Here is a 25253-nt window from a genome sequence, read left to right as displayed (position 1 = left end):
GTCCTAATTTAATTATTTGGCTAAATCTAACCATTTTGATCATTTAATTCTGACAAATCCAGCTTTTTCGATCGGTTCTTGGCCTTGAGATGTCAAAAGCCAATTTGCATAAGCTTCCCCAGCTTGCTGATCTCTTTGACCATTCTGTTTAACAATTACAAATAAATTGCGGGTAATTGCGTAGTTTGCACTCCGAAATACTTTATTATTCAACTGATTCCGCTTACTTGGGCATTCAGATTGAGGTATAAATGGTTCTTGGTAGGGAGGCACAAATTGACCGTTTATCCGCCCTAATGGTAAAGACTTAATCGTACACTGGGGTACAATCTCTGAGGCAGAAGCATAGTAAATTGCGCCAGTATTCATTGCTACTTTTCGCACGGCTTCTGTGGTCGTACCAATGTAACTAATGTTGGTAGCAAAATTCTCTTTATTTAAAACATTTTCTACAAAAAACTCTACTGTACCCCCAGCTTCTTTACTGCGAGAGTAGACTGTAATTGCTAAATTTGGCCCACCTACTTGTTGCCAATTAGTAATTTTGCCCGTGTAGATGTCTTTGAGTTGGGCGACAGTTAAACCTGGGATATTGAGATTGTGGTTAACTGCGATCGCTATACCATCAATGGCCACCGGAATTTCTTTCAAACTAAATTCTTTTTGTTTAGCTTCGGTATTTTCTTCAGCTTTAACTGAGCGAGAAGATTGAGAAAAAGCTAGTTGATTATCTATCAACATCCGAATCCCAGTTCCAGAGCCGGCTTGGACTGAAGGAGGTTGAGTATAGCGTAAAGTAAACTGAGGGCAAAGGGTTTCTAATACTGAGTCCACGTCTTTACGAATGGGTGCCCAGGTTGTACTACCACCATAGTTGAATGTTCCTTCTGGGAGATTTGGCACATTACATTTATTGTTGTTGATAAACTGGTTTATGGGATTACCTGTGTTGCTACTCCCTGAAGCTTTAGAAACAGTTCCGTTTAATTGCGCCCAGCGTTCCATAAGAAACCATAGACCACCAAAGATTAAACCAACGGTGATGATAATGGCTAAAAAAAGACTAATTGTTTCGTTTTTTTGAGACATTATGTAGCTGTTAGCACCAGGAGTTTTTTAAAGTAAGAGAGATAATAATTTATAAATAAGTCGAAATATGGCTGTCAGTGAAATAGCTACTAAACCAGCTGCAACGGTTAAAATAACCACTGGCACAATGTCAAGACCACCCCGTAAAAATGGGAGAAAAAAAATAATTGCAAAAGTAATTGTGGGAATAATTAATAAATCGAACTTTTCAATCCACCGCCTAGTTTGGGCAAAAATTAGTATAACTAAAATCAGGGCGGAAGTAGTAAAAACAATTATTGGTGATTTTACTAGACTGAAGAGGGCGATCGCGATTAATGCACCCTCAAATCCACTAAATGCCGCCCCACCCAATAATTCCAATGTAGAAAACGCTGGTTGAGTTGATGAACGGCGGGCGAAAATACTGGAACCTTTGGATGCTTGTGGCGGGAGTGTTGCAGAGGGTGAATTAAGTTGTGTAGGAGCTAAGGCCTGTGAACTAAGGGCACGTAGAACTTCTTGCGCTGACTGGAAGCGCTGATTAGCAGCAGGTAGCAGCATCTTATCGAAAATGTCAGCAAGGCGGGGGTTGATATTTACTTGCGATCGCCATTTCCACTGGTTGCTATAGGCATCAAATAGTTGAATTGCTTCCTGATGTGTTAATAAGGTAATCAAAGTGACAGCTAAAGCGTATAAGTCCGTAGATGGAAATACTTGACCTCCAGTCATCTGTTCAGGCGGTGCAAATCCCATAGAATAAATTCCTGTGGAAGCAGCCGCAGAAGGAGCATTTGTTACTTGCTTGACTGCACCAAAATCTAGTAAAAAAAGTTTACCATCACGACGACGCATGATGTTTGAAGGTTTGATATCTCTGTGGATAATGCCTCTTTCATGAACAAACTCTAGTACTTTCAGGATTTCTTGCAATACCTGTAACACTTGCTGTTCAGAGAATTTGCCTTGTTGAACTAATTCTTCCTCTAGGTTTTGCCCATCAATGTATTCTTGCACCAAGTAAAAAAATTGGTCTTCTTGTCCTGATTGCAAGCTATTAACTATTACTGGAAAGAAGGCAAATAAATCAGGAATTTGCTCGTGGTCGTTACCAAGCTGTGCTAAAACTTCTGCTTCTCTCTCAAACATTAACTGCGCTTGTTGCAGTTGACTTGAAGTCAAATTTCCCGCAGGTTGAAACTGCTTAACCACGCATTGACGCATTCCTGGTATTCGGCGATCGCGTGCCAAAAAGGCTGCTCCAAAACCGCCCCTTCCCAATAGCTTTGTTGGCACATATCGACCATCTAGCATCAGTGGCATACCACAGGTAGTGCAATACTTCTGCTGGGTTGTTTTCAGCGTCGTAATATCGTCTAAATCGGCAAAATAGTTTTGTGGGCGTGGACAACGTGGACGAGTGCAGTAAACTTCCATTTTCGTGATTAGTCAAAATAATTCGTAATTGATAATGTTCACCTTCTCTACGAGATGTTACGCCAATAGCGAGAAGCAAGCTACGTAATTCGTAATTAGTTCAGGTTACAGAACAGCTAAATTTATTAATTGGAGAACAGGAAACTTTTTTCCTGATATCAAACCCTTGGCTTGTCTACGGCATCCTGTACAAACATCGATGGGTTAATAATTTACGAATTACGTTAGCGTAGCGTAAAGCTTTCTCTACGAGAGGCTTCGCCAACGGCATGGCAACGCTATGAGCGACAGAGGAGCGTCATTACGAATTATTTGGTCATTTACAAAAAAACAAAGGACAAATGACTAATAACTTGATTTTAGTCTTCGCCGGATAAGCTGGGTGTTGCTACCTCCAATGTAGTTAATACTATGTTTTTTTGTGCTAATTTTAACACATCTTGATTCCATCCTGGGTTAGCGAACTGGGGCAAAATTTCTTGACTAAAGGCTTCTGCGGCCTTGGATCTATAGCGATTGGGATTAAAAATCAGCCACAGTGTCCGTTTGACAACTACACCTTCAATGGGAGTACGATGCAAAACGCCCATTTGTAGCTCTTTAGCGATCGCACTAGTTGAAACAAAAGCAGCCCCTAAACCAGATTGCACAGCATTTTTAATCGCTTCAATGGAATTTAATTCCATTTCAACTTTAAAACGTCTGGTATCAATTTCACAGCGTCCTAGCACTTGGTCAATTACTTTGCGGATAGTCGATTGGGAATCTAGGGCAATGAATTGTAATTTATATAGGTCTTCTTTTTGGATTTTCTCAAGTTTGGTAAAGGGATGAAAGACAGGTAGAATCAGGGCTAGTTCATCTTCAGCGTAAGGAATAACTTCTAAAGATTCTGAGAGTTCACCAGGAATTTCCCCGCCGATAATCGCCAGATCAACTTGTCCATTCGCGACACTCCAAGCAGTTCGCCGGGTAGAGTGGACGTGTAATTGCACTGCCACATCAGCATATTTTTGCCGGAACATGCCGATCATTCTGGGCAATAGATAAGTGCCAGTAGTTTGAGAAGCACCGACAATTAAAGTCCCACCTTGGAGATTTTGTAAATCCTCAATGGCGCGGCAAGTTTCCTGACACAGACTGAGGATTTTTTCACCGTAGCTTAAGAGTAGATGTCCGGCTTCGGTTAATTGGGCGCGTCGTCCTCCGCGGTCGAATAAGGGGACATCGAGTTGCCGTTCGAGATTTTGGACTTGCAAACTGACGGCGGGCTGGGAGACGTAAAGACTATCAGCGGCACGCTTGAAGCTTCCTTCTTGGGCGATCGCTTTTAAAATACGTAACTGATCTAAAGTGAAAGGAAGGTCAGACATAAGGCTCAACCCACAAACTTTGAAAGGAGCGGATGCACACAACAAATCAGGTTTAGCAGCAATCAGCTAGATCGATATACAGACTATAAAGGTGCGATTCCTGATGCACACAACAAATCACGTTTAGCAGCAATCAGCTGGGTATGATTCGTTGCATATTGAACTTGAAGGCTTGACTCGAAAAAGACAGTGGCACAACATCTTGACTAAAGTCCCCTTTTGAATACTTTGTGGTATTGGTTGTACTGAATTCAATTTTCTTTAAATTACTTCACTCGTTTATATGCCGTTGATTTCTTGGTTGACACCCAGTCATTTTGTCATACTGGGGTTACAAATAGTTTTTGCGATCGCTCACAGTGGAGGCGCTGCTTTGCGTCCCTGGGCAGAAAAATACATTGGCCCAAGGCTTTATCGCATTCTCTTTGCATTAGTCAGCCTACCGTTGGCTGTGATATTAATTATTTACTTTTTTGGGCATCGTTATGATGGTTTGCAACTTTGGCAGGTACAAGGAGTGCCAGGAGTGCGAGAATTTGTTTGGCTGCTGTCAGCAATCTCGTTTTTGTTTTTATATCCTGCTACCTTCAATCTACTAGAAATTGCTGCCATTCAAAAGCCCCAAGTTCATCTCTACGAAACAGGAATTATTCGGATTACCCGCCATCCCCAAATGATAGGGCAAATAATTTGGTGTGTTGCCCATACTCTCTGGTTGGGAACTACCTTTACTCTTGTGACTTCCATTGGATTGGTGTTGCATCACTTGTTTGGGGTTTGGCATGGGGATCGCCGTTTGAGCGATCGCTATGGCGAAGCTTTTGAAGTTGCCAAACAGCGGACTTCAATTATTCCCTTTAAAGCAATTATTGACGGGCGTCAATCTCTCAAATGGCAGGAATTTCTTTGCCCTGCCTACTTGGGAGTTACCATTTTTATCGCTTTGCTTTGGTGGTCTCACCCTCTGTTACAGGAAGCAACTAGTAGAATAGGATGGTAACTCTAGATGATCCCCAATGTCAGCAAAAAATCCGAAATAGAGGAAATTTCAGCTTATCAATTGCCCCAAATCAATGTAGGATAAATTCAAACATCTATAAATGGGGGTGCATTGAGTCAGTTTGAAATTTTATATTGGTAGTCATTGGTCAGTTGCCTTTAGTTGGGAAAACGCGGCAGATTCAGTTAAATCTCCAGGCAGCCATGGCAATCAGGAGTTTAACATCCAAAAAAGCCAGCGCGATTTCCACGGTGGCTTTTTTGTCAGAGACACATTAACGCGCTCAATTTTTCAGTGTCCTGAAATTTGTGTCCTGAAAGCATCTATCGGCATTTAATGACTTGCCAATCTTTCACTTCAGTCCTGATAGCTAGTTTGATATAAAAACCTTATAATCCAAGAGGCGTCATGGTGTTGTCGGTTAGTGAGCGGACATTTACTCAAGAAGTTTTAGAATCTCCTATTCCTGTTTTAGTTAATTTTGAAGCACCTTGGTGTGGCTTGTGTCGGATTATCCACCCACTATTGTTGGAATTTCAAGCCCAATGTGGGGAAGAAATTAAATTAGTTGGGGTTAACGCCGATCAAAATTTTAAATTGTCTACTACTTATAGGCTAAAATCACTACCTACTTTACTATTGATTAAAAATGGTACTGTCTACCATCGCTTGGAATGCTTTCGCGGCAGAGAAGATTTACGTCTAGCTTTAGAAGAGATTAAAGTCAGCTACAGTAATTGCCCGAAAATCTACACTAGTTCCAAAGCAATGGATTTAGAATATCGATCAGCCTGATTGATATTGGGCATTGGGCATGGGGCATGGGGCAAAACAGTTCCGAGTTCCGTTAGCGGATAGCTAAGGTTTAGCCCATGCTGAGTGGGGAATCTCACTTCTTTACTCAGCACTCAGTACTCAGCACTCCTGAAGGGTATGGGGTATGAGGCAAATGACCAATGACTAATGACCAAATCTAAAACCATGCTTAATACCCCACCCAATCAGTCTTGGGTGGGTTATTTTATGCTAAAGGGTGTGTGTCACAATTATTAACAGTTTGGACACGCTAATCAAGAATTCTAAAAGTAGGCGTCAGTGATGGAAGTAATCTATCAGTATGCCTGGCTGATTCCGGTGTTCCCTCTTCTTGGGGCAATGCTGGTCGGTCTAGGGTTAATCTCGTTGAATCAGGTGACAAACCGCCTACGGCAGCTTAACGCTGTGGTGATTATCTCCATGATGGCAGCAGCTATGGCGCTGTCGTTTGCCTTGTTATGGAGTCAAATTCAAGGACACGCGCCTTATCTCCGCACCTTTGAGTGGGCAGCAGCAGGTAATTTTCACCTGAGCATGGGCTACACTATCGACCACCTGACAGCCCTAATGCTGGTGATTGTCACAACGGTAGCCTGCTTAGTCATGCTTTACACCGATGGCTACATGGCTCACGATCCCGGTTACGTGAGGTTTTACGCCTATCTCAGTTTGTTTGGCTCCTCAATGTTAGGTCTGGTGGTCAGCCCCAACCTAGTACAGATTTATATATTCTGGGAACTGGTCGGGATGTGTTCTTACTTGCTGGTCGGCTTTTGGTACGATCGCAAGTCAGCAGCCGATGCCGCGCAAAAAGCCTTTGTAACCAACCGCGTCGGAGACTTTGGTCTGTTACTCGGTATTTTGGGGCTGTTCTGGGCAACAGGAAGCTTTGATTTTAATATCATGGGCGATCGCCTCGCCCAACTCGTAGAATCAGGTTCTATCAGCAATTTTCTCGCTGTCCTGTTTGCGATTTTAGTTTTCTTAGGGCCAGTTGCGAAATCAGCCCAATTCCCCCTCCATGTCTGGCTACCAGACGCAATGGAAGGCCCCACCCCCATTTCTGCCTTGATTCACGCGGCAACAATGGTGGCGGCGGGTGTTTTCCTCATTGCCCGGATGTACCCAGTATTTGAAGACGTTCCAGCCGCAATGAATGTCATTGCCTTTACTGGGGCGTTTACGGCGTTTTTGGGGGCAACCATTGCCATTACCCAAAACGACATCAAAAAGGGCTTGGCTTACTCCACCATTTCCCAACTTGGTTACATGGTGATGGCAATGGGCATAGGTTCCTACAGTGCTGGATTATTCCACCTGATGACCCACGCCTATTTCAAGGCGATGCTGTTCTTGGGTTCAGGTTCAGTAATTCATGGTATGGAAGGTGTTGTTGGACACGACCCCGCCTTAGCCCAAGATATGCGCTTGATGGGTGGACTGCGAAAGTATATGCCCGTCACGTCAATTACTTTTTTGATTGGTTGCTTGGCAATTTCTGGTATTCCACCCTTTGCTGGCTTCTGGTCAAAAGATGAAATTCTGGGGAAGGCTTTTGAGGCTAACCCATTTCTCTGGATGATTGGCTGGTTAACTGCCGGGATTACAGCTTTCTATATGTTTAGAATGTATTTCATGACATTTGAAGGCAAATTCCGGGGTAATGACCAGAAAATCAAGGAAAAACTTAAAAAAGCTGCGGCGACAATTGTCCTGGAATTAGAGTCAGAAGAACCAGTCCCGAATTTTGGGCCTGGGGCGATGAAGAAAGGAGAATTGGCGGCAACTAGTCAGCATCATGATTCCCATGACTCCCACGGTCATCACAGCGACTCCCCCCACGAATCGCCGTGGACAATGACGCTGCCGTTGGCACTGTTGGCTGTGCCTTCGATTTTGATTGGTTTAGTGGGAACTCCCTACGCCAATTATTTTGAAGAGTTTATCTTTCCTCCTAGGGAAACTCTCTCCGAAGTTATAGAAAAGGCTTCCGAGTTCAATCCGACGGAATTCTACATCATGGCGGGTGCCTCAGTCGGAATTTCCTTGATTGCGATTACCCTGGCTTCGCTAATGTATTTGCGCCGTAAAATTGACCCAGGTGCGATCGCTGCTAAAATCCAACCACTTTACGAGTTATCCCTCAACAAGTGGTACTTTGATGACATTTACCATCGCGTTTTTGTCCTCGGCTTGCGTCGCCTAGCTAGACAAGTTATGGAAGTTGACTTCCGCGTTGTTGATGGTGCTGTTAACCTCACAGGCTTTTTCACCCTTGTTAGCGGTGAAGGTCTGAAGTACCTAGAAAACGGTCGCGCTCAATTCTATGCCTTGATTGTGTTTGGGGCGGTTTTGGGCTTAGTGATTGTCTTTGGTGTTACCTGATTTTAATCGGGGTGGGCGATCGTCCGCCCCTACATTATTTTTTGTCTCACGCAGAGGCGCAGAGTCGCAGAGAAGAATTGAGAGTTACGCCTGAAAAGATAACAAGATTTTTTAATACAAGCCATGTACGTTTATTTGATCTAAAATTGCCATGTAACGTATAAAAATATTTATTATTGCATCTACGTATGTGGACACCCAATCAATCTATCAGTGATGGTAAATATATTATTCAAGATGTGTTGGGTGAAGGTGGTTTTGGTATTACCTATAGTGCGATAGAAACAAGCACTGAGCAGTTAGTCGCTATCAAAACCTTGAACGGGAAGCGACAAAGGGCTAAAGATTTTCCTAAGCAACAGGAAAGATTTGTTAATGAGGCTTTTAATCTCCGCGCTTTTTCTCATCCCCATGTTGTCAAAGTCCATAAAATGATTCAGGAAGATGGGCTGTGGGGAATGGTGATGGAGTTTATTGATGGTGTAGATTTAAATGATTATGTTGATGAATATGGGCAATTATCAGAAAATGATGCGCTGTTGTATATTGACCAAATTGGACAGGCTTTAGAATATATTCACCAACAAGACGGAATGATTCATCGGGATATTAAACCCCATAATATTGTTTTACGTCGCGGTAAAAAGGAAACGATTTTAGTTGATTTTGGGCTGGCTTGCAAAATTGATAAACTTACCACAAGGGATGGACGCACCCCAGGTTATGCACCACCGGAACAATATCATCCTGATGAAAAGTTAGGTCTTTATACAGATGTTTATGCTTTAGCGACAACGCTGTATTATTTATTGACTGCGGATGGACTGAAAGAAAAAAATGAATATGTACATGAGTCAATTATTCGCAAGTATGGTTCTTTACCTTAAAAACCACCACAGTATTATAATTCTCGGATTAGTAATAGGGTCAATAATGCCATTATCAAGGGGATGGAGTTGGAAGTAGAGAATCGTCCCCAGACTGTACGAGAATTTCGGGAATTATTAGGTTTGGTCAATAGCAAAACACAGGGAGACGTACAATTAAAATCAACCGTAGGGATGGACTACACTGGACTGGGTGATTTACTCGCAGACGGGAAGTGGAAAGAGGCTGATGAAGAAACAGCGCGAGTAATGTTAGCGGTTGCAAACAGGGAAGAAGAAGGTTGGTTGGATATTAAAAGTATTGATAAGTTTCCCTGTGAAGACCTCCGCACTATTGACCAGTTGTGGGAAAAATACAGTAATGGGCGTTTTGGCTTTTCTGCACAGAAAAAAATTTATCAAAGTCTCGGTGGAACGAGGTATTACGATCAAAAAATTTGGGAAGCATTCGGTGAGGTTGTAGGCTGGAGAAAAAGAGGAGAGTGGTTATATTACAAACATATTACTTTTAATATAAAAGCACCAGAAGCCCAATTCCCAGCGTGTCTGTGGATTTTGGTTTTCAAAATTATGAGCAGTTTTGAATTTATGAATGTAGGGTGGGATATATTCTTTCGCATTGAGACTTGTGATCTTCCCAGTCCAAAGTCTGAAATTCAAAATCCTGAATTATCAGAATTAGATGATATTAAGCTAATATCAGCCGTAGACATAGACTATACCCATCTCCGTGACTTACTAGCAACAGGGAAGTGGAAAGATGCTGATGAAGAAACAGCGCGAGTAATGTTAGCAGTAGCGAAACGAGAAGAAGAAGGTTGGTTAGATATTGAAAGTAGTGACAACTTCCCCTATGAAGACCTCCGTACCATTGACCAGTTGTGGGTAAAATACAGCGATGGGCATTTTGGATTTTCCGTTCAAAAGCATATTTATAAAAATATGGGGGGAACGGAACAAATTTGGAAATATAATTCAGAAGTTTGGCGAAAGTTTGGGGAAATTATAGGCTGGAAGAAGATAGGGGAAGACTGGTTATATTACAAAGATATTACTTTTGATATAACAGCACCAAAGGCGCACCTTCCGGTAGTAAAATGCCTGTTTAGTTTTTTAGGACGGGATTGGGAAGGTTTGGTTGAGGTTGCTTGTTATGTGGGATCTAAATGCGGGGGTGGTTTCTCTCTTATCTCGCGTAGAGACTTGTTATGTTACGAGCCAAAGTCTGAAATTAAAACTTCTAAATTAGCTCAATTAAATGATATTGAGCTAATATCATCTGTAGGAATGGACTACACCCAACTGTGTAATTTACTCATGAGAGGGATGTGGCAAAAAGCTGATGAGGAAACAGCAGAATTAATGTTAGCGGTAGCTAAAAGGAAAAATAAAAATTGGTTAGATTATGAAAGTATTAGTAATTTCCCTTGTGAAGACCTTCGCACCATTGATCAATTGTGGGTAAAGTACAGCAATGGTCGTTTTGGTTTTTCCGTGCAAAAACGTATTTATCGAAGTCTGGCGGCAACTACTAGACAGGACAAAGATAACGTTTGGGAAGCTTTTGGCGATGTTGTAGGCTGGAGCGCAGGAAGACACTGGTTGTATGACTATGAAATTACTTTTGACATTACAGCACCAGAAGGCCACCTCCCTATGAGTATAGGTTATTCTCAGGATTGGACTTGGATTGGGGACTGGGAAGATAAGGTGAGGTTAGGAGAATTTTTTAGGTATCTTTTCTTGCGTAAAGACTTGTAAAGTGTAATCTCCGAAAAGATATAAAAAATTTCTAATCTCTGTAACTCGTTAATTTACTAGTAAGCTGTGCAACTTATAGCTTTCCTGTATCTGAAACGATGAATAACATCCCTGAAGATTAAAATAAGATAATACTTAACTATATAAATGCTCATGGCATTTTTTGCAAAAAATCTGTCAAGCGTGAACTAGAGAAGGTTGCTGATTTAATAATCTGCGAAGAATATCCAATACATTTAGGCTTCAATATCGTCCCAAAGCTCTGAAACTGGAAAAGTTTGTCCAGCTGCTGCTTGTCGCACAGACTCTTGCAAATCGGCTAATATTTGTGCTTTTGGCTCTTGTTCATCAATCCAAGCTAAACCACTGGTGTTATCAGAATTTATGGAACTTATAAGCTGTTGCCAAAGTTCTACAGGGATGAGTACATCTGTTGTTTCTCCATCTGCGTTGGTGACATAACGAATCTGACTTTCAATTTGTGCAATTATCATTATGGTTATTTCTCCTGTTAGGCTTTTTTCAACAATCACCAAACAGCATCGTGTATTTTTAGTGATGCCAGGGGCGATGCGTAGACGCAAAGCGGCTTGTCGTAGACATCGCACCACTAAACTATAATTTTAACGGCTTTTTTAAGGTAAATTTTTGACTTGACTGGGAGTATCACAACGCACATTCCACACCCCTAAATGTCAAAAAAGACTCCCAAGAGAAGAAATGGGGGATTGCCAATTTAATTAAATCAACCTAACGAGGAAGACGAAATCCCCAAAAAGCTGTTACTTAATAACTAGTGACTTTTTGCCAAACATGATTTTGATAGCAGACGAATTGTGATGAATACAGCTAATTTTCCGTGGCTGACGACGATTATTCTGTTGCCGATAGCCGCTTCACTACTGATTCCCATCATCCCAGATAAAGAAGGCAAAACAGTGCGCTGGTACTCCCTCATCGTAGGGCTGATAGATTTTGCGCTAATTGTTTATGCTTTTTATACTGGGTATGATTTCTCCAATCCAGATTTGCAGTTGGTCGAGAGTTACCCCTGGGTACCCCAACTAGATTTGAATTGGTCAGTAGGGGCAGATGGCTTATCTATGCCCCTAATTATTTTGACTGGATTCATTACCACGCTGGCGATATTAGCAGCTTGGCCTGTCACCTTCAAGCCGAAGCTATTTTACTTCTTGATTTTGGCAATGTATGGCGGTCAGATTGCCGTGTTCGCCGTCCAGGATATGCTGTTGTTTTTCCTGGTGTGGGAACTGGAACTAGTACCGATATACTTTCTGCTGTCGATTTGGGGAGGCAAAAGACGGCAGTATGCAGCGACTAAATTTATTTTATACACCGCAGGCGGTTCGCTGTTTATTTTGCTGTCTGCCCTGACAATGGGATTTTACGGCGATACGGTGACGTTCGACATGAGAGCGATCGCCTTAAAAGATTTCGCCCTGAATTTCCAACTTGCCCTCTATGCTGGCTTCCTGATTGCTTACGCCGTCAAGTTGCCCATCATTCCCTTGCACACCTGGCTACCTGATGCCCACGGTGAAGCTACAGCCCCTGTACACATGTTATTAGCAGGTATTCTCCTGAAAATGGGCGGTTACGCCTTAGTTCGGATGAATGCCCAAATGCTCCCCGATGCCCACGCTTATTTTGCACCAGTGTTCGTAGTTTTGGGGGTAGTTAATATCATCTACGCTGCCTTGACATCCTTTGCCCAGCGAAACCTAAAGCGAAAAATTGCCTACTCCTCAATTTCTCACATGGGCTTTGTGATGATTGGTATTGCCTCCTTCACAGATTTGGGATTGAGTGGGGCAGTGTTACAAATGGTTTCCCACGGGTTAATTGGGGCGAGTTTGTTCTTCCTGGTTGGCGCAACTTACGATCGCACCCACACCTTAATGTTGGATGAAATGGGCGGTGTCGCGAAGAGAATGCCGAAGATTTTCGCCATGTTCACCACCTGTTCAATGGCTTCTTTGGCATTGCCAGGGATGAGCGGTTTCGTGGCAGAATTGATGGTATTTGTGGGCTTTGCTACTAGCGATGCTTATAGCTCTACCTTCAAAGTGATCGTCGTGTTCTTGATGGCAGTGGGAGTGATTTTAACTCCGATTTATCTGCTGTCGATGTTGCGAGAAATTTTCTACGGTAAAGAGAACGAGGAATTAGTTTCTCACCAAGCTTTGATAGATGCCGAACCCCGTGAAGTATTTATCATTGCCTGTTTGTTAATTCCAATTATTGGTATTGGTTTCTATCCCAAATTGCTGACTCAAATGTACGACGCTACAACTGTACAATTGACAGCAAGATTGCGTGATTCCGTGCCGACATTAGCACAGCAACAAGAAAAAACGCTAAAGGTTTCTTTGAATGCGCCGAAAATTGGTAATTAAGTTGCGATCGCTAGTTTAGTTGAAATATTTATTGCTTCAAGGGCGGGTTTTTTACCCGCCCTTTTTGTTACTCACTCAAAAATTTTGATTCGGTAAAGTAAAAAATGTTCCGCCCTTTTTTGCTATTGTCAGTTAGACACTCTGATAATCAGTACCGAAAAAGCACGAATCTAATGTAAAGATTTTACACTTATGAGTATTTTGATACTGAGAAGAGAGATACAAGGCGATGTCTACGCCTACGCTAAAAATGCTTCTTTATTGATGTGCGATCGCACATCAATAGATTACGTACAATCTATCTAGAATCAGATTTGGCAAAACTGCTCATGTTAAACTACAATCCTCTCCATTGTTTGCCATCTTCCGAAGAACTACCCGACTCAGATGATACTGCTGTGGATAATGAACTCCAAAATTTAATTCCCGGCTTGCTAAAAACGACACTGGCTTTAGTTTGGTGCGATCGCTGGGATTGGTTCTTTGGTGTTGATATGGGTATTTATTATCACCCAGATAAACCAGCCATTGTCCCTGATGGATTTCTCAGTTTAGAAGTTAAACGCTTCGTTGATGAGGATTTACGCCTAAGTTATGTGCTGTGGGAAGAAGAGCAACTGCCAATTTTAGCGCTAGAAGTTGTTTCCCAAATATATCGGGAAGAATATAGCGCCAAGAAAGAATTCTATGCCAAAGAATTAGGAATTTTGTACTACGTTGTATATAGTCCGCTTCGGCGTAGAAAGACACCTTTGGAGGTGTATCACCTAGTTGATGGGGAATATATCTTAATGTCAGGAAATCCCGTTTGGCTGCCAGAAATTGGTTTAGGAATTGGGCGAGAACGAGGAATTTATCAAGGTATAGTACGAGAGTGGCTCTACTGGTATGACCAAGAAGGGCAAAGATTGCTAACACCAGAAGAACGCATTAGGGAAGCTGAAGAACGCACAGCTTTTGAAGAACAGCGACGAGTGGAAGCAGAACAACAGGTGAAAATGTTAATTGAAAGGTTGAATGCACTTGGTGTCGATCCAGAAACTTTGTCATAGATTCACCAAATTTTGTAATTTTCGCTGACTTAATGTTAATTAGCTTCCTGGCTAGGGAATTATATCTATAAAGTAACTCATTGCTTGACGGTACAAATCGTAAAAGCTGGTTGCTCAATAAATATATTTACCAAAACCTTCATCAAAAATATGGAAGTTAAATTAGGATTTGGAGCAGTACCAAAACCTCAATATGTCTTTGTCAGCAAAGAATCCGATCACTGTTGGTATATGCTTGCTGAAGATGAAAGACGCATCCCAGTTTATGAAAGAGCCTTGACTGGGGTAATTACAGAGATAGAAGTTAATAAAAAGGTTGAAACTAAATTCGGGCCAGTTGAAAAAAACGATTTATATATTTTGGCAGATAAACCTTATATTATCCGTTCAGGTAGCGACTCTTTCTTTTCTAAAAGTTTATTATTATCTTTAGATACCCTTACTTATAAAGAATTGTGTAATCCACTAACGATCGCCGTTAGTCCTGGAGATAGTAATGTAGTTTTTTGTAAAATTTACGATCCAATAACTTATCGTTCTGTAGGTGTTAGTTGGGATGGACATAAAGAATTAGACTGGCAATCTTTAGGGCAAAAATTAAGTTTAAAAATTAATAAAATTCACAATGTTAATCAAGATAAAAATCCATCTCAACCAGAAATAGCTAACAATATAAAAACGGTTGAACCTCGTGATGTTTTTATAGCTAAAACTGACACATATTTAGCTCAATTAAATTGGACTCCAGAGCAGGGAAGGGATTATTTACAGCATAAATATGGGAAGCGATCGCGTCTACAACTCACTGATACAGAAATTCTGGACTTCATTGATTACCTGAAGCTACAACTAACCCAAAACTGCCCAACTTAGCTGCTGTTGTTGTTAGCCTTGGATAATTGCAATGCCGAATAGCCCGTCGTAGACATCGCTTGTCCATTGCATTTAGATTTTAGCCCCTGTGCGATCGCACAAAGTGTAGTTCCTAAAGATACATAAATTGCTGGGTTTTCTTGCTTCAAATCAATTTACTAATCTACACGCAAGCAATTGCCTTTACTTTATCAAAGAGTTGTTCAATACGACTATCTAACGTCAGAAAATCCTCTGTTGGCCATTTCTCATTCAGTAAACAAAATAGTTGTTCCCCAACTCTTGAATCATTACCAAAACCACCCCAATTACAACTAGTCATAACTACAAGAAATATCTTTGCCTCTTCTGAGACTTCTTTTAATTTCTGTTCCCGATATTGAAAATGCTCATCCCAATTTTGTCGATGCCAACCAAGTTGTGTTTTGCATTCAATAATGGCAAGTAATTCATCGCCACGCCAGACACTAATATCAGGACGTATAGTGTTACGTTTTTTTTGGAGTGGACGTTCTGAAGCGATTTCCAAGCCAAGATTTTCTAAATCATTAAACAAATTGAGAAAGAAGAGTACTGTTTCTACAAAAAAGTCTGAACCGGCTTGAGCCACCTCCTTCTTAAGAAACTCCTTAATTTCTAATTGAGAACAATAAAAAGCACGCAGACGCTTCGCGATTGCCTGTGAATAATCAAACTCACTAGAGAATGTACTGGTCTGTTTTATTTGCTCGTATGAACGTTTCAATGCTGACGCTAAATTATCCAATGTATAAGCATATTCATCTTCAAACTTCAAAGACATAATTTAGATGTGTAAATTATTTGACTGGTATCACCATAATGAACTACCTCAATGCATGGGCGAATGGGGAATTTCACTGATTCTGTGAAAAATTTTAACTATCATGTTTTTGTTTACAATGAAAAATATTGCAATAGAATAATGTATTGCAATACAACTTTCACAAGACGATGAGCAAAGAAAATATTACGTTTCGGATAGATAGCGATCGCAAAGCTGCACTTGATGCGATCGCATTTGGAATGAATCGCGATCGCAGCTACATCCTTAATGAGGCGGTAGCCGTTTATCTAGAGATACATCAGTGGCAAATCGAGGAGATTCAAAAGGGAATTGCTGAAGCGGATGCTGGAGAATTTGCCAGTGATGAAGAAGTAAAAGCAACTTTTGCAAGACTCACCAATGCATATTAAGTGGCTGCGTAGTGCGCTTCATTCCACACAGTCACAAATAAAGTTATTAAATATCGCTTGCTTCTGGTAGCCAGTCTTCATCCAACACTAACTCTAGAGAATATGGGCACTCTTCTGGAAACACGGATAAAAGTATTCCCGTTTGCTTGGCTGCTTGGCGACGTGCCATTTGATAACTTTCCTCAAGTTGCTCTGTAGGATAGCTCTTAAGACTAGGACTATCTTCTAAGGCTAACTCAATTTGGGTGCGAGAATCAGTGATGGAATCGAGCCAACTATCTGAGCGACGCTGGGGTTGATATTGCCACTTGAACAGATGCAACACTAAGCGAGTTAGTTGACTGGCAATAGCCCGCCGTTCACTTTTGCCCAAGCCTTCAACCTCTTCAATCAGATGTTCTACATCAACTTCATGCCAGCGATGCGATCGCAATAGTTGGGCTGTCTGTTCAATCCACAAGTTAAAATCTGCTTTATAAGTTGCGCTCATAGCCTTTATTGATCAGCCGCATGGCTTAGGCAAGCCAAAATATCCTCTTGTGTCAAATAAGGAAAGTCATTAAGCAATTTCTCGTAGGTCATGCCAGAGGCAAGATAAGACAAAACATCGTATACAGTAATTCTCATTCCTCGAATACAAGGCTTACCACCTCGTTTTCCTGCTTCGATTGTAATAATGTTTTGATACTGCACAGCTATTCAACCCTCAAAAGTCTTCATCATCAACAAAAAATTCGGCATCGTCTTCCAATCGAGGATTACGCTGCCCAATACCAGCAAGTCCCCACAGAGGTTGCAGCAGTGCCATGCCAATTAACCCGACAACGGCACTAAAAGCTAGCACTAAACCCATTGGTATCTGAATCGATTGGAATGTTAAGAATTTTAAAGATACGGGTGTGGCATTTTGGACTGAAATAATTGCGATCGCGATTACCCAAACCGCTACAACTAGAGATGTCAATAAAGGAGCGAGAGTTTTCATACTTTGATTGAAGTTAGGAGTAATGAGTTAAGAATTGTTAATTTATAACTCTTAACTCATAACTTTTCACTTTTAATTTTTATGCCTCTAGTTTAGCAATGGCATTCTCTAACTCTTGGGCGATTTGGGTGAGTTTTTCCGGAGTGTCGGTTTCGAGGTAGACGCGCACCAGTGGTTCTGTACCGGAAGGACGCAGTAAAATCCAACTACCTTCTTCTAAATAGAGTTTAATACCGTCTTTACGCCCTACTTCCTTGACTTTAATGCCAGCTACTTCTGTAGGTGGATTTTTGCTAAAAGAGTCGATGACGGCGGTTTTATGCGCCTCTGTGAGGTGCAAGTCTAGGCGGTTGTTATAAAGTGGCCCATCGGCTTCGGCGATCGCTTCCTTAACCAACTGACTCAAAGGTTTGCCTTCATAGGCGATCGCTTCTGCCACCAGCATATCTGCTAATATCCCGTCTTTTTCGGGAATATGCCCAATAATACTCAAACCGCCTGATTCTTCTCCACCGATTAATACGGCAGTTTCCCGCATTTTTTCGCCGATGTATTTAAAACCAACTGCTGTCTCGTAAATTTGTAGCCCATTTTTAGCAGCGAAATTATCCAGCAGGTGGGTTGTAGCCACAGTACGGACGATCGCGCCAGTTTTACCTTTGTTTCTAATTAAATGACGTGCTAGAACTAACAGCACAGTATTCGGAGTAAGGACAGTTCCTTGTTCATCAACGATACCAAAGCGATCGCTATCTCCATCCGTCGCCAAACCCAAATCAGCGCGATCGCGAACTACTGCTTCTGCTAACTCAACTAATTGTTCTCCTTTGGGTTCTGGCATTCCACCCCCAAATAAGACATCCCTCCAATCGTGAAAACTTTCTAACTGAACGCCACTACGTTGCAAAACTTCATCTAAATAGCCGTGAGAGGTAGAATACAAAGCATCATACTTTACCTTTAAATTAGCGCTTTTAATCTTTTCTATATCAAGTAAGGTGTAGATAAATTGTAGATAATTAGGTTTCGGATCGAAAATTGAAATTGAACCTGATGGTCTACTCCCAGGCAACTGATCCGATGCACTTTTTATATTTGCCACAATAGTATCAGTAATCTCTGGAGTGGCAGGCCCAGCATAATCGGGTATATATTTAATTCCACAGTAGCGTGCTGGATTATGGCTAGCAGTAAACATTAACGCCCCTGCGGAATTTAAGTGACGGGCGTTGTAAGCAATTACTGGTGTGGGGCAATCTCGATCGGTAATTTTTACTGTCCAACCCAAGTCTGCTAGGACTTGGGCCGCTGTTTGGGCAAACTGGTCAGCTAAAAAGCGAGTATCGTAGGCAATAAGTACTGGTCTATCTTTTGTGTAGGCTGTTGCTAAATAAGTGGCAATTGCCCTTGTTACTTTCCGTACATTGGGAAATGTAAAATCATCGGCAATAATCCCTCGCCATCCATCAGTACCAAATTTTATCTTGCTGGACATTTTTGCCACTTGCTCCCGTACATATCAGTACTATAAAAGCTTTCCGCAAAGCCTGGGTAGCAGCAAGTATTCCACCGAAGTTCTTTTCTAAGCAAGCCTTAGCTTAAACTTCTACCACCGTATTTTCTCTCACTGTTTCTGAGCAATGTCAACCCCCGATCGACCTTTTGCCAGTTATCACCTTTGGTCTCTAGTTGCCCCAGCGACCGGGCAAGAACGCTGGCATTGCCAGATGAGACGGGGGTTTATCAAAGCACGGCAACACGAACCACAAGTCAAAGCGCTATTAGCACAAGCCACCGCACCCCAGCGGATAGGCATACTCGCCCAAAAAGGCGTTTATGAGTTTCATCATCACAGGCATCTGTTGAAGCAAGCAGATGGTGTAGAAAGAGTTGCCCAGCTACTAAAATTAGGCAACTCAAGCGTTCAAGTCCAGCAACGCGTGCTGCAAATTTTGCAAAAATATCACGATTCGCCGTTGCTTTTGGATAAAGATATTATCCAATTAACACCGGGTGATGAAGGTTTTCCCAAACCGATAGTAGTTGAACAAGAAGATTATTGCTTTCGCTTATACGCGGCTATGGACTGCGTTTTCATTGAGTCTGATAGCACTTTACATATTTTGGATTTCAAAACTGGTAAATCAGCTTTTGACCAACGACAGGCATTAGTTTATTTATTAGCTGCTCGTTATCTTTACCCTGGGCGAGAAGCTGTTGCATCATTTTATAATTTAGAAATATGTAAAAAATCTGAGTTAATTAGCATTAATAATAGTGAATTAGAATCCTTAAAGTTTGAGTTAGCGAATATTGCCCACAAGCACCAGCACGATTTGCAAAAATATCAGGAAGAAACTAGTAATTTCAGTAAAATATTTCCTCCCAACCCTGGTTCTCACTGCCGTTTTTGCCCATTTAACTCCATCTGTGAATTTGCCGATTTTAAGCAGCATCAATCATATCCAATGCCCAGTTTAAGAGTTAATAGCTAGTGGGGACTCTGGGGACTGGGAAGAAGCGGGAGCATCTCAGTGAAAGCAAATATACCTGGCGATTAGAAATCGCGGCTACACAAACTTTCGTCCGCCTGCGCGGACTCAAGAAATTAGAAAACCACGGAGGTAGGTTTTGTCTGTATAGGTGCGAATTCTATGAGACTGTTGGCAATTAATAAGAGGTCTAACCCATCATTCCTGATTACTCTAATTTCAGTCCGTTTCAACGGACTTGAGCTATTAGCCCGAAATTTATTTCAGGGCGGGAAAGCAACGCCAAACCAATGTTTTAGGGGTGAGGGGTCAAACCCACCGTGAATTGACTAACAGTCTCATTCTATTTGCCAGGGCTAGATTTTTACGAAAGTGAAATGCTCCCGGAAGAAGCAAGGTAGTAAGGGAGAAGAGTTTTCCCTCCGCACTCCGCCCCTCTGCCTTTTGTGCGCGATACCCAATGCCCAAATTCAAAAGTCCGGTAATTCTTTAAGAATTGTGAACCGGATATGATTTATCGCCAAATCACCGATGGGGATATCTTCTTTGGTTAGCCGCGCACCTTGACTTGTCACGGTTTCAAAGGTGATGCCTTTGCCAATTTCAATGTGATACCAGCATAAGCCCATAAAAAAGCGCGTCGGATAAGGGCCACCTTCACCTATATCGTCAGGATTTGATTCCATTGGCAACCAGCCAAAATTTGGGACGTAGAATTCTAGCCAAACATGATTAAAGTCTGGTTGTAGCGGTACTCCTACGAAGTCACTATGGGGAGGACATTTGTATCTACCGACGGTGCGGCAGGGGATGCCATTTAAACGAGATAGGGCAAGTAAAACACCGACATATTCGCCACAAGAACCAACCCCCCGTTCTAAAACTGTATCGGGCGCGTCAATGTAAGGTTTTATACCATAAGACAACTGGTCGTAGACGTAGTTGCGAATGCTGTGCATTTTCCGCAGCACATTGGTTTCAGAACCAATCGCTTCTCTGGCGGCACGGCGAACAATGGTGGTATCCATTGCTAAATCGTCGTCATCCACTAGGTAGCGTGTTTGTAATTCTGGGGAAAGTTCAGGAACGTTTTCTACATCTCTGGGTGTGATGCGATATTTAATTCCTCGAACTTCCAAAAGTGCTTTCCAGCCAAATATATGCCGTTCGCCTGGGGCAAGAGAATCAAATTTAAAGACTGCTACCCGTTGCCCCTGTACCACTTCTTCGGTAAAGGGTATACCAATGGGTTCAACGTGTTTCACCTTTTGACGCTCAGTTTCCGATGGTAGGGCGATACGCCATTCCACATCAGGGATATAAACCTCGTCTAAGGGTGCAATTTCCTCAGCATAAGACATTTCAATGAGATAGCCATTAGAGAGGGCGTAACGCTTATCTGGCTGGTAATGGTAATACAGAGGATGAATAAAAGTGCGATCGCGGAATGTTAGCTCATGACTCGGATCGGCATTGGGGTTATCCCGGATATAAGGCTCCTCTGAGGCGTAGGCGACGTAAATACTCTCTTTGGCTGTTTCGTAATTTTTATGGATTGCGATGCCTGTGGGACATTCAAAGGGTGTCAGGACACTAAATTGCAGTTCTCCCGTGGCCCTGTCCATCGCGTAAACTGATTGTTCAATGCGATCGCAAATCCACAGCATTTCTTGGTTGACTGCCAAATTCTCTATCCCAACTCCAGGAGCATAAAATCTGGTAATCTCTTTTCGGGTTTCGCGGTCAAAAACCAGAATGTAACCTAGTCTTTGGCAACTGACATAAACTGTTGTTTCCCAAACAGCAACACCGTCAGCCGCATAAGGCAATGTCACAAAATGTTCCAGATCCAAAGCATCGAGCTTACACAAGTAAACACTATTTTCTCGGCTCACCCACAGAGTATCTTCCCACGCCGCTAGACCAGTGACATCGGTAAATTCTTTAACTTGATGGGGATTGAGAATTTTACTGTTGTCAGAGGCGGGATCAATCTCCAGTAGATGCCCTTTAATACTGTCAATGGCAATCAGTTTATCTTTGATGAAAGTAATGCCACACAGGGCAGCAGCAGTAAGCGGTCGAATTGTTTTTTGCCCAAACATCTGGCTAACGGTCAAAGTGGGGAGTGCAAAACTCATAAAACCTTATGGTAAGTGTAAAAAAACCCTCACCTTTAGGTAGGGGAGGAAACATGACTCAAGCGGTTTTACCGCCGTCACACCAATTGCTTGATATGGAAAATCCTCGTCTAGCAATGGCTCCCCTGATTGGGGTGGATGAAGAGTGCTGAGTTAAAAGACTGCCCACAATGGGCGTTGCTCTTACCAAGTACATCAATTTAGTGGTTCTCGATCGCCACCTTTACAGCGAGGTACTAACAATTATCGGTACAATGTGTTCCGAAAAACTCTTTCGTGAGAAATAATACTATGTCAAAATCGGAATAATTTACAAATGTTAAGAATTACAGATACATTCATCTGACTGGGCGATCGCCTTAATGTAACTTTAGGAGATGGAATTCCTGCCATCACTAAATTATGATCGAATTTTGTAACCATTTGCTGTGACCTACACGATGTCTGCTAATTCTCTGCCTGAAGGTGCCGCCGTTTGGCATAGTTTAGAAGTTGATAAAGCGCTAGACCTGCTTGATAGTAATGCAGACAGCGGCTTAACACCCCAAGAAATTCAACAGAGATTGCAAAAATACGGCCCCAACGAACTTGAAGAAATTGCTGGCCGTAGTACTTGGGAAATTCTGCTGGATCAGTTCAAGAACATTATGTTGTTGATGCTGATTGGCGTCGCTCTGATTTCTGGTTTGATAGATTTATGGGGTTGGCGGACGGGCACTTTAAAGCCTGGTGAAGTGCCATTTAAAGATACCATCGCTATTTTAGCAATTGTCATTCTCAATGGCATACTCGGCTACGTCCAAGAAAGCCGTGCCGAAAAAGCCTTGGCAGCCTTGAAAAAAATGACCTCTCCCTTAGTGCGCGTAATCCGCGACACCAGATTGGTGGAGATAGCAGCTAAGGAGCTAGTTCCAGGGGATGTAATGCTGCTGGAAGCTGGGATGCAGATAGCCGCAGATGGCCGTTTGATCGAACAATCTAATTTACAAATACGCGAGTCGGCCTTAACTGGTGAAGCCGAAGCGGTGAATAAACAGGCATCACTAAAATTACCAGAGGAAACATCACTAGGCGATCGCCTCAATGTCGTCTTTCAAGGCACTGAAGTAGTCCAAGGACGCGGCAAGGTTCTGGTGACTAACACCGGCATGACTACAGAATTGGGTAAAATTGCTGCGATGTTGCAGGCAGTAGAAAGTGAACCTACGCCTTTACAGCAGCGGATGACTCAACTGGGTAATGTCTTAGTTACGGGTTCTTTAATTCTCGTGGCGATCGTTGTGATCGGCGGTGTCATCAAGGACGGAGGTTTTAAAAATATCCAAGAACTTTTGGAAGTTTCCTTGAGTATGGCGGTTGCTGTGGTGCCAGAAGGTTTACCAGCTGTAATTACCGTCACCTTGGCACTAGGAACCCAGCGAATGGTGCGCCAAAATGCCTTGATTCGCAAATTGCCAGCAGTGGAAACATTGGGTTCTGTAACCACCATCTGTTCTGATAAAACCGGCACCCTGACTCAAAATAAAATGGTGGTGCAATCAGTTTCCACCAATAACAAAACTTTTCGCGTCACTGGTGAAGGTTATGCACCAACAGGGGACTTTCAGTTAGATGGTCAAAAAATTTCCTTAGAGGAGTCTCCAGAAATCCCAGCGTTATCAGTCGCCTGTACTATTTGTAATGATTCAGTGTTGCAAAAAGAACAAGGTGAATGGGCGATTTTGGGAGATCCTACAGAGGGTGCATTGTTAACACTGGCAGGAAAAGCCGGAATTGAAAAAGACCAGTGGAACAGTAAGTTACCTCGGGTTGCGGAGTTTCCCTTTTCCTCGGAACGGAAGCGGATGAGCGTCATTACTCAGGTGGAGGGAGTCGCCACAGGTGAAGCATTTTCGAGAGGAATTGATCCTGCGATCGCCGGTTTTCTGCAATCTGAACCTTATTTAATGTTTACCAAAGGTTCTCCAGAGTTAACCTTGGCACGTTCCACTCAGATTCATTTAGGTAATGATACGGGTACTTTAACCGAAGCACAACGCCAGCAAATTTTGGCAGAAAATGACAAAATGGCGAGTAAAGGTTTGCGGGTGCTAGGTTTTGCCTACAAACCTTTAGTAGAAATTCCGCCGGAAGGTTCAGACGAAACATCTGAGCAAGATTTAGTCTGGCTGGGATTGGTGGGAATGCTAGATGCGCCACGCCCAGAAGTCAGAGCATCTGTGCAAGAGTGTCGGGATGCAGGTATTCGCCCAATCATGATTACAGGCGACCACCAATTAACAGCACGAGCGATCGCCACCGATTTGGGAATTGCCCAAGAAGGCGATAGGCTACTCACAGGTCAAGAATTGCAACGGATGACTGACCAGGAATTAGAGCAAAACGTTGATCTGGTGAGCATCTATGCCAGAGTTTCCCCAGAACACAAACTGCGAATTGTCCAAGCACTGCAACGCCGGGGTCGATTTGTGGCAATGACGGGTGATGGTGTCAACGATGCCCCAGCCCTCAAACAAGCCGACATTGGTATCGCAATGGGCATTACTGGCACGGATGTCAGTAAAGAAGCCAGTGACATGGTGTTACTTGATGACAACTTCGCCACCATTGTTAGCGCTACTAAGGAAGGCAGAGTTGTTTACACCAATATCCGCCGCTTTATTAAATACATCCTGGGTAGTAACATTGGTGAAGTTCTTACAATTGCAGCCGCACCCTTAATCGGCTTGGGAGGCGTTCCCCTTACTCCTTTACAAATTTTGTGGATGAACTTGGTGACAGACGGTTTACCAGCCTTGGCATTAGCTGTGGAACCCCCAGAACCAGATGTCATGCAACGTCCGCCTTTTAGTCCCCGCGAAAGCATTTTCGCTAGGGGATTGGGTTCTTATATGATTCGCATTGGAATCATCTTTGCTATTATCAGCATTGCTTTAATGTGGTGGGCTTATCAACATACCCATGCTGCTGGGTATCAGGGCGATCCTGAAACTTGGAAAACAATGGTATTTACAACTTTGTGTATTGCCCAAATGGGTCACGCGATCGCCATTCGCTCCAACAACCGACTAACCATCGAGATGAATCCTTTCTCTAATATCTTTGTACTAGCGGCTGTCGTCGTCACCACGATTTTGCAGCTGATGCTAGTTTATGTCCCACCCCTGCGAGATTTCTTTGGTACTCACTACCTGACTCTAGAAGAATTGGGGGTTTGTATTGGCTTTAGTGCCTTAATGTTCGTGTGGATTGAAGCGGAGAAGATATTTTTGCGGATTATGGGCAAGAAGGCCGTTTGAAAAAGTGAGGAGTTAGGAGTTAGGAGTTATAAATTATGAGTTGAAGAAC

At 42.6% G+C, this 25253-nt stretch carries 22 protein-coding genes; 11 read left to right on the top strand and 11 right to left on the bottom strand.

The window, feature by feature from the left end:
* Positions 1 to 39: 39 nt before the first annotated feature.
* The 3 genes from HWQ39_RS04200 to HWQ39_RS04190 form a co-directional block, all read right to left on the bottom strand.
* Positions 40 to 1089 carry a substrate-binding domain-containing protein gene (locus HWQ39_RS04200; protein ID WP_292841903.1) on the bottom strand — a complete coding sequence of 350 codons (1050 nt, stop codon included), beginning with the start codon at positions 1087 to 1089 and terminating at the stop codon, positions 40 to 42.
* 27 nt (positions 1090 to 1116) lie between these two features.
* Positions 1117 to 2508, bottom strand: a complete 1392-nt coding sequence (locus tag HWQ39_RS04195; protein WP_292841901.1) for a protein kinase — start codon at positions 2506 to 2508, stop codon at positions 1117 to 1119.
* A gap of 359 nt (positions 2509 to 2867) precedes the next feature.
* Positions 2868 to 3881: a LysR family transcriptional regulator gene (locus tag HWQ39_RS04190; RefSeq protein WP_292841899.1), complete on the bottom strand. Its 1014-nt coding sequence runs from the start codon at positions 3879 to 3881 to the stop codon at positions 2868 to 2870.
* A 283-nt stretch (positions 3882 to 4164) separates the two neighbouring features.
* Here HWQ39_RS04190 and HWQ39_RS04185 point away from each other — a divergent pair, with 283 nt between their 5' ends.
* From HWQ39_RS04185 to HWQ39_RS04165, 5 genes are all read left to right on the top strand, one after another.
* Positions 4165 to 4881, top strand: coding sequence for an NnrU family protein (locus HWQ39_RS04185; protein ID WP_292841897.1), 717 nt, complete (start codon positions 4165 to 4167; stop codon positions 4879 to 4881).
* A 408-nt stretch (positions 4882 to 5289) separates the two neighbouring features.
* The gene (locus HWQ39_RS04180; protein WP_292841895.1) at positions 5290 to 5676 is read left to right on the top strand and encodes a thioredoxin domain-containing protein; all 387 of its coding nucleotides are present in this window, start codon (positions 5290 to 5292) and stop codon (positions 5674 to 5676) included.
* 303 nt (positions 5677 to 5979) lie between these two features.
* Positions 5980 to 8082, top strand: coding sequence for an NAD(P)H-quinone oxidoreductase subunit 5 (locus HWQ39_RS04175; RefSeq protein WP_292841939.1), 2103 nt, complete (start codon positions 5980 to 5982; stop codon positions 8080 to 8082).
* Positions 8083 to 8270: 188 nt separating this feature from the next.
* Complete coding sequence (locus tag HWQ39_RS04170) at positions 8271 to 8969, top strand: serine/threonine-protein kinase (protein WP_292841894.1); 699 nt, start codon at positions 8271 to 8273, stop codon at positions 8967 to 8969.
* Between the two features lie 69 nt (positions 8970 to 9038).
* Positions 9039 to 10730 (top strand): GUN4 domain-containing protein, encoded by a 1692-nt coding sequence (locus HWQ39_RS04165; protein ID WP_292841893.1) that lies wholly within the window; start codon positions 9039 to 9041, stop codon positions 10728 to 10730.
* A gap of 236 nt (positions 10731 to 10966) precedes the next feature.
* Here HWQ39_RS04165 and HWQ39_RS04160 read toward each other — a convergent pair whose 3' ends face one another.
* Positions 10967 to 11224: a hypothetical protein gene (locus HWQ39_RS04160; RefSeq protein ID WP_292841892.1), complete on the bottom strand. Its 258-nt coding sequence runs from the start codon at positions 11222 to 11224 to the stop codon at positions 10967 to 10969.
* A 345-nt stretch (positions 11225 to 11569) separates the two neighbouring features.
* Here HWQ39_RS04160 and HWQ39_RS04155 point away from each other — a divergent pair, with 345 nt between their 5' ends.
* The 3 genes from HWQ39_RS04155 to HWQ39_RS04145 all read left to right on the top strand — a co-directional run bounded on the left by HWQ39_RS04155 (position 11570) and on the right by HWQ39_RS04145 (position 15072).
* Positions 11570 to 13147, top strand: coding sequence for an NAD(P)H-quinone oxidoreductase subunit 4 (locus HWQ39_RS04155; RefSeq protein WP_292841891.1), 1578 nt, complete (start codon positions 11570 to 11572; stop codon positions 13145 to 13147).
* Positions 13148 to 13476: 329 nt separating this feature from the next.
* The gene (locus HWQ39_RS04150) at positions 13477 to 14199 is read left to right on the top strand and encodes a Uma2 family endonuclease (RefSeq protein ID WP_292841890.1); all 723 of its coding nucleotides are present in this window, start codon (positions 13477 to 13479) and stop codon (positions 14197 to 14199) included.
* A gap of 150 nt (positions 14200 to 14349) precedes the next feature.
* Complete coding sequence (locus tag HWQ39_RS04145) at positions 14350 to 15072, top strand: hypothetical protein (protein ID WP_292841888.1); 723 nt, start codon at positions 14350 to 14352, stop codon at positions 15070 to 15072.
* On the opposite strand, the gene HWQ39_RS04140 is transcribed toward HWQ39_RS04145, so the two are convergent.
* Positions 15069 to 15221: a hypothetical protein gene (locus HWQ39_RS04140; RefSeq protein ID WP_292841887.1), complete on the bottom strand. Its 153-nt coding sequence runs from the start codon at positions 15219 to 15221 to the stop codon at positions 15069 to 15071. The two genes, HWQ39_RS04145 and HWQ39_RS04140, sit on opposite strands and share 4 nt — an antisense overlap.
* Positions 15222 to 15235: 14 nt before the next feature.
* The gene (locus tag HWQ39_RS04135; protein ID WP_292841886.1) at positions 15236 to 15874 is read right to left on the bottom strand and encodes a hypothetical protein; all 639 of its coding nucleotides are present in this window, start codon (positions 15872 to 15874) and stop codon (positions 15236 to 15238) included.
* 170 nt (positions 15875 to 16044) lie between these two features.
* Between HWQ39_RS04135 and HWQ39_RS04130 the strand changes: the two genes are divergently transcribed.
* Positions 16045 to 16287: a CopG family transcriptional regulator gene (locus HWQ39_RS04130; protein ID WP_292841885.1), complete on the top strand. Its 243-nt coding sequence runs from the start codon at positions 16045 to 16047 to the stop codon at positions 16285 to 16287.
* 46 nt (positions 16288 to 16333) lie between these two features.
* On the opposite strand, the gene HWQ39_RS04125 is transcribed toward HWQ39_RS04130, so the two are convergent.
* The 4 genes from HWQ39_RS04125 to HWQ39_RS04110 all read right to left on the bottom strand — a co-directional run bounded on the left by HWQ39_RS04125 (position 16334) and on the right by HWQ39_RS04110 (position 18767).
* Positions 16334 to 16777, bottom strand: coding sequence for a DUF29 domain-containing protein (locus HWQ39_RS04125; protein ID WP_292841884.1), 444 nt, complete (start codon positions 16775 to 16777; stop codon positions 16334 to 16336).
* A gap of 5 nt (positions 16778 to 16782) precedes the next feature.
* The gene (locus HWQ39_RS04120) at positions 16783 to 16980 is read right to left on the bottom strand and encodes a DUF433 domain-containing protein (RefSeq protein WP_292841882.1); all 198 of its coding nucleotides are present in this window, start codon (positions 16978 to 16980) and stop codon (positions 16783 to 16785) included.
* A gap of 13 nt (positions 16981 to 16993) precedes the next feature.
* Positions 16994 to 17272: a LapA family protein gene (locus HWQ39_RS04115; RefSeq protein ID WP_292841880.1), complete on the bottom strand. Its 279-nt coding sequence runs from the start codon at positions 17270 to 17272 to the stop codon at positions 16994 to 16996.
* A gap of 79 nt (positions 17273 to 17351) precedes the next feature.
* Positions 17352 to 18767 (bottom strand): phosphoglucomutase/phosphomannomutase family protein, encoded by a 1416-nt coding sequence (locus HWQ39_RS04110; protein WP_292841878.1) that lies wholly within the window; start codon positions 18765 to 18767, stop codon positions 17352 to 17354.
* A 145-nt stretch (positions 18768 to 18912) separates the two neighbouring features.
* Between HWQ39_RS04110 and HWQ39_RS04105 the strand changes: the two genes are divergently transcribed.
* Positions 18913 to 19767: a PD-(D/E)XK nuclease family protein gene (locus HWQ39_RS04105; protein ID WP_292841876.1), complete on the top strand. Its 855-nt coding sequence runs from the start codon at positions 18913 to 18915 to the stop codon at positions 19765 to 19767.
* Between the two features lie 467 nt (positions 19768 to 20234).
* On the opposite strand, the gene HWQ39_RS04100 is transcribed toward HWQ39_RS04105, so the two are convergent.
* Positions 20235 to 21905, bottom strand: a complete 1671-nt coding sequence (locus HWQ39_RS04100; RefSeq protein ID WP_292841874.1) for a transglutaminase family protein — start codon at positions 21903 to 21905, stop codon at positions 20235 to 20237.
* A 440-nt stretch (positions 21906 to 22345) separates the two neighbouring features.
* Here HWQ39_RS04100 and HWQ39_RS04095 point away from each other — a divergent pair, with 440 nt between their 5' ends.
* A complete protein-coding gene (locus HWQ39_RS04095; protein ID WP_292841872.1) occupies positions 22346 to 25204 on the top strand; it encodes a cation-translocating P-type ATPase in 2859 nt (952 codons plus the stop codon).
* Positions 25205 to 25253 lie beyond the last annotated feature (49 nt).

It is taken from the genome of Nostoc sp. NMS8, assembly GCF_017115045.1.
GTDB lineage: Bacteria > Cyanobacteriota > Cyanobacteriia > Cyanobacteriales > Nostocaceae > Nostoc.
The sequence above is the reverse complement of the archived record's forward strand: the minus strand, read 5'-3'. Positions and strand labels throughout refer to the sequence as shown.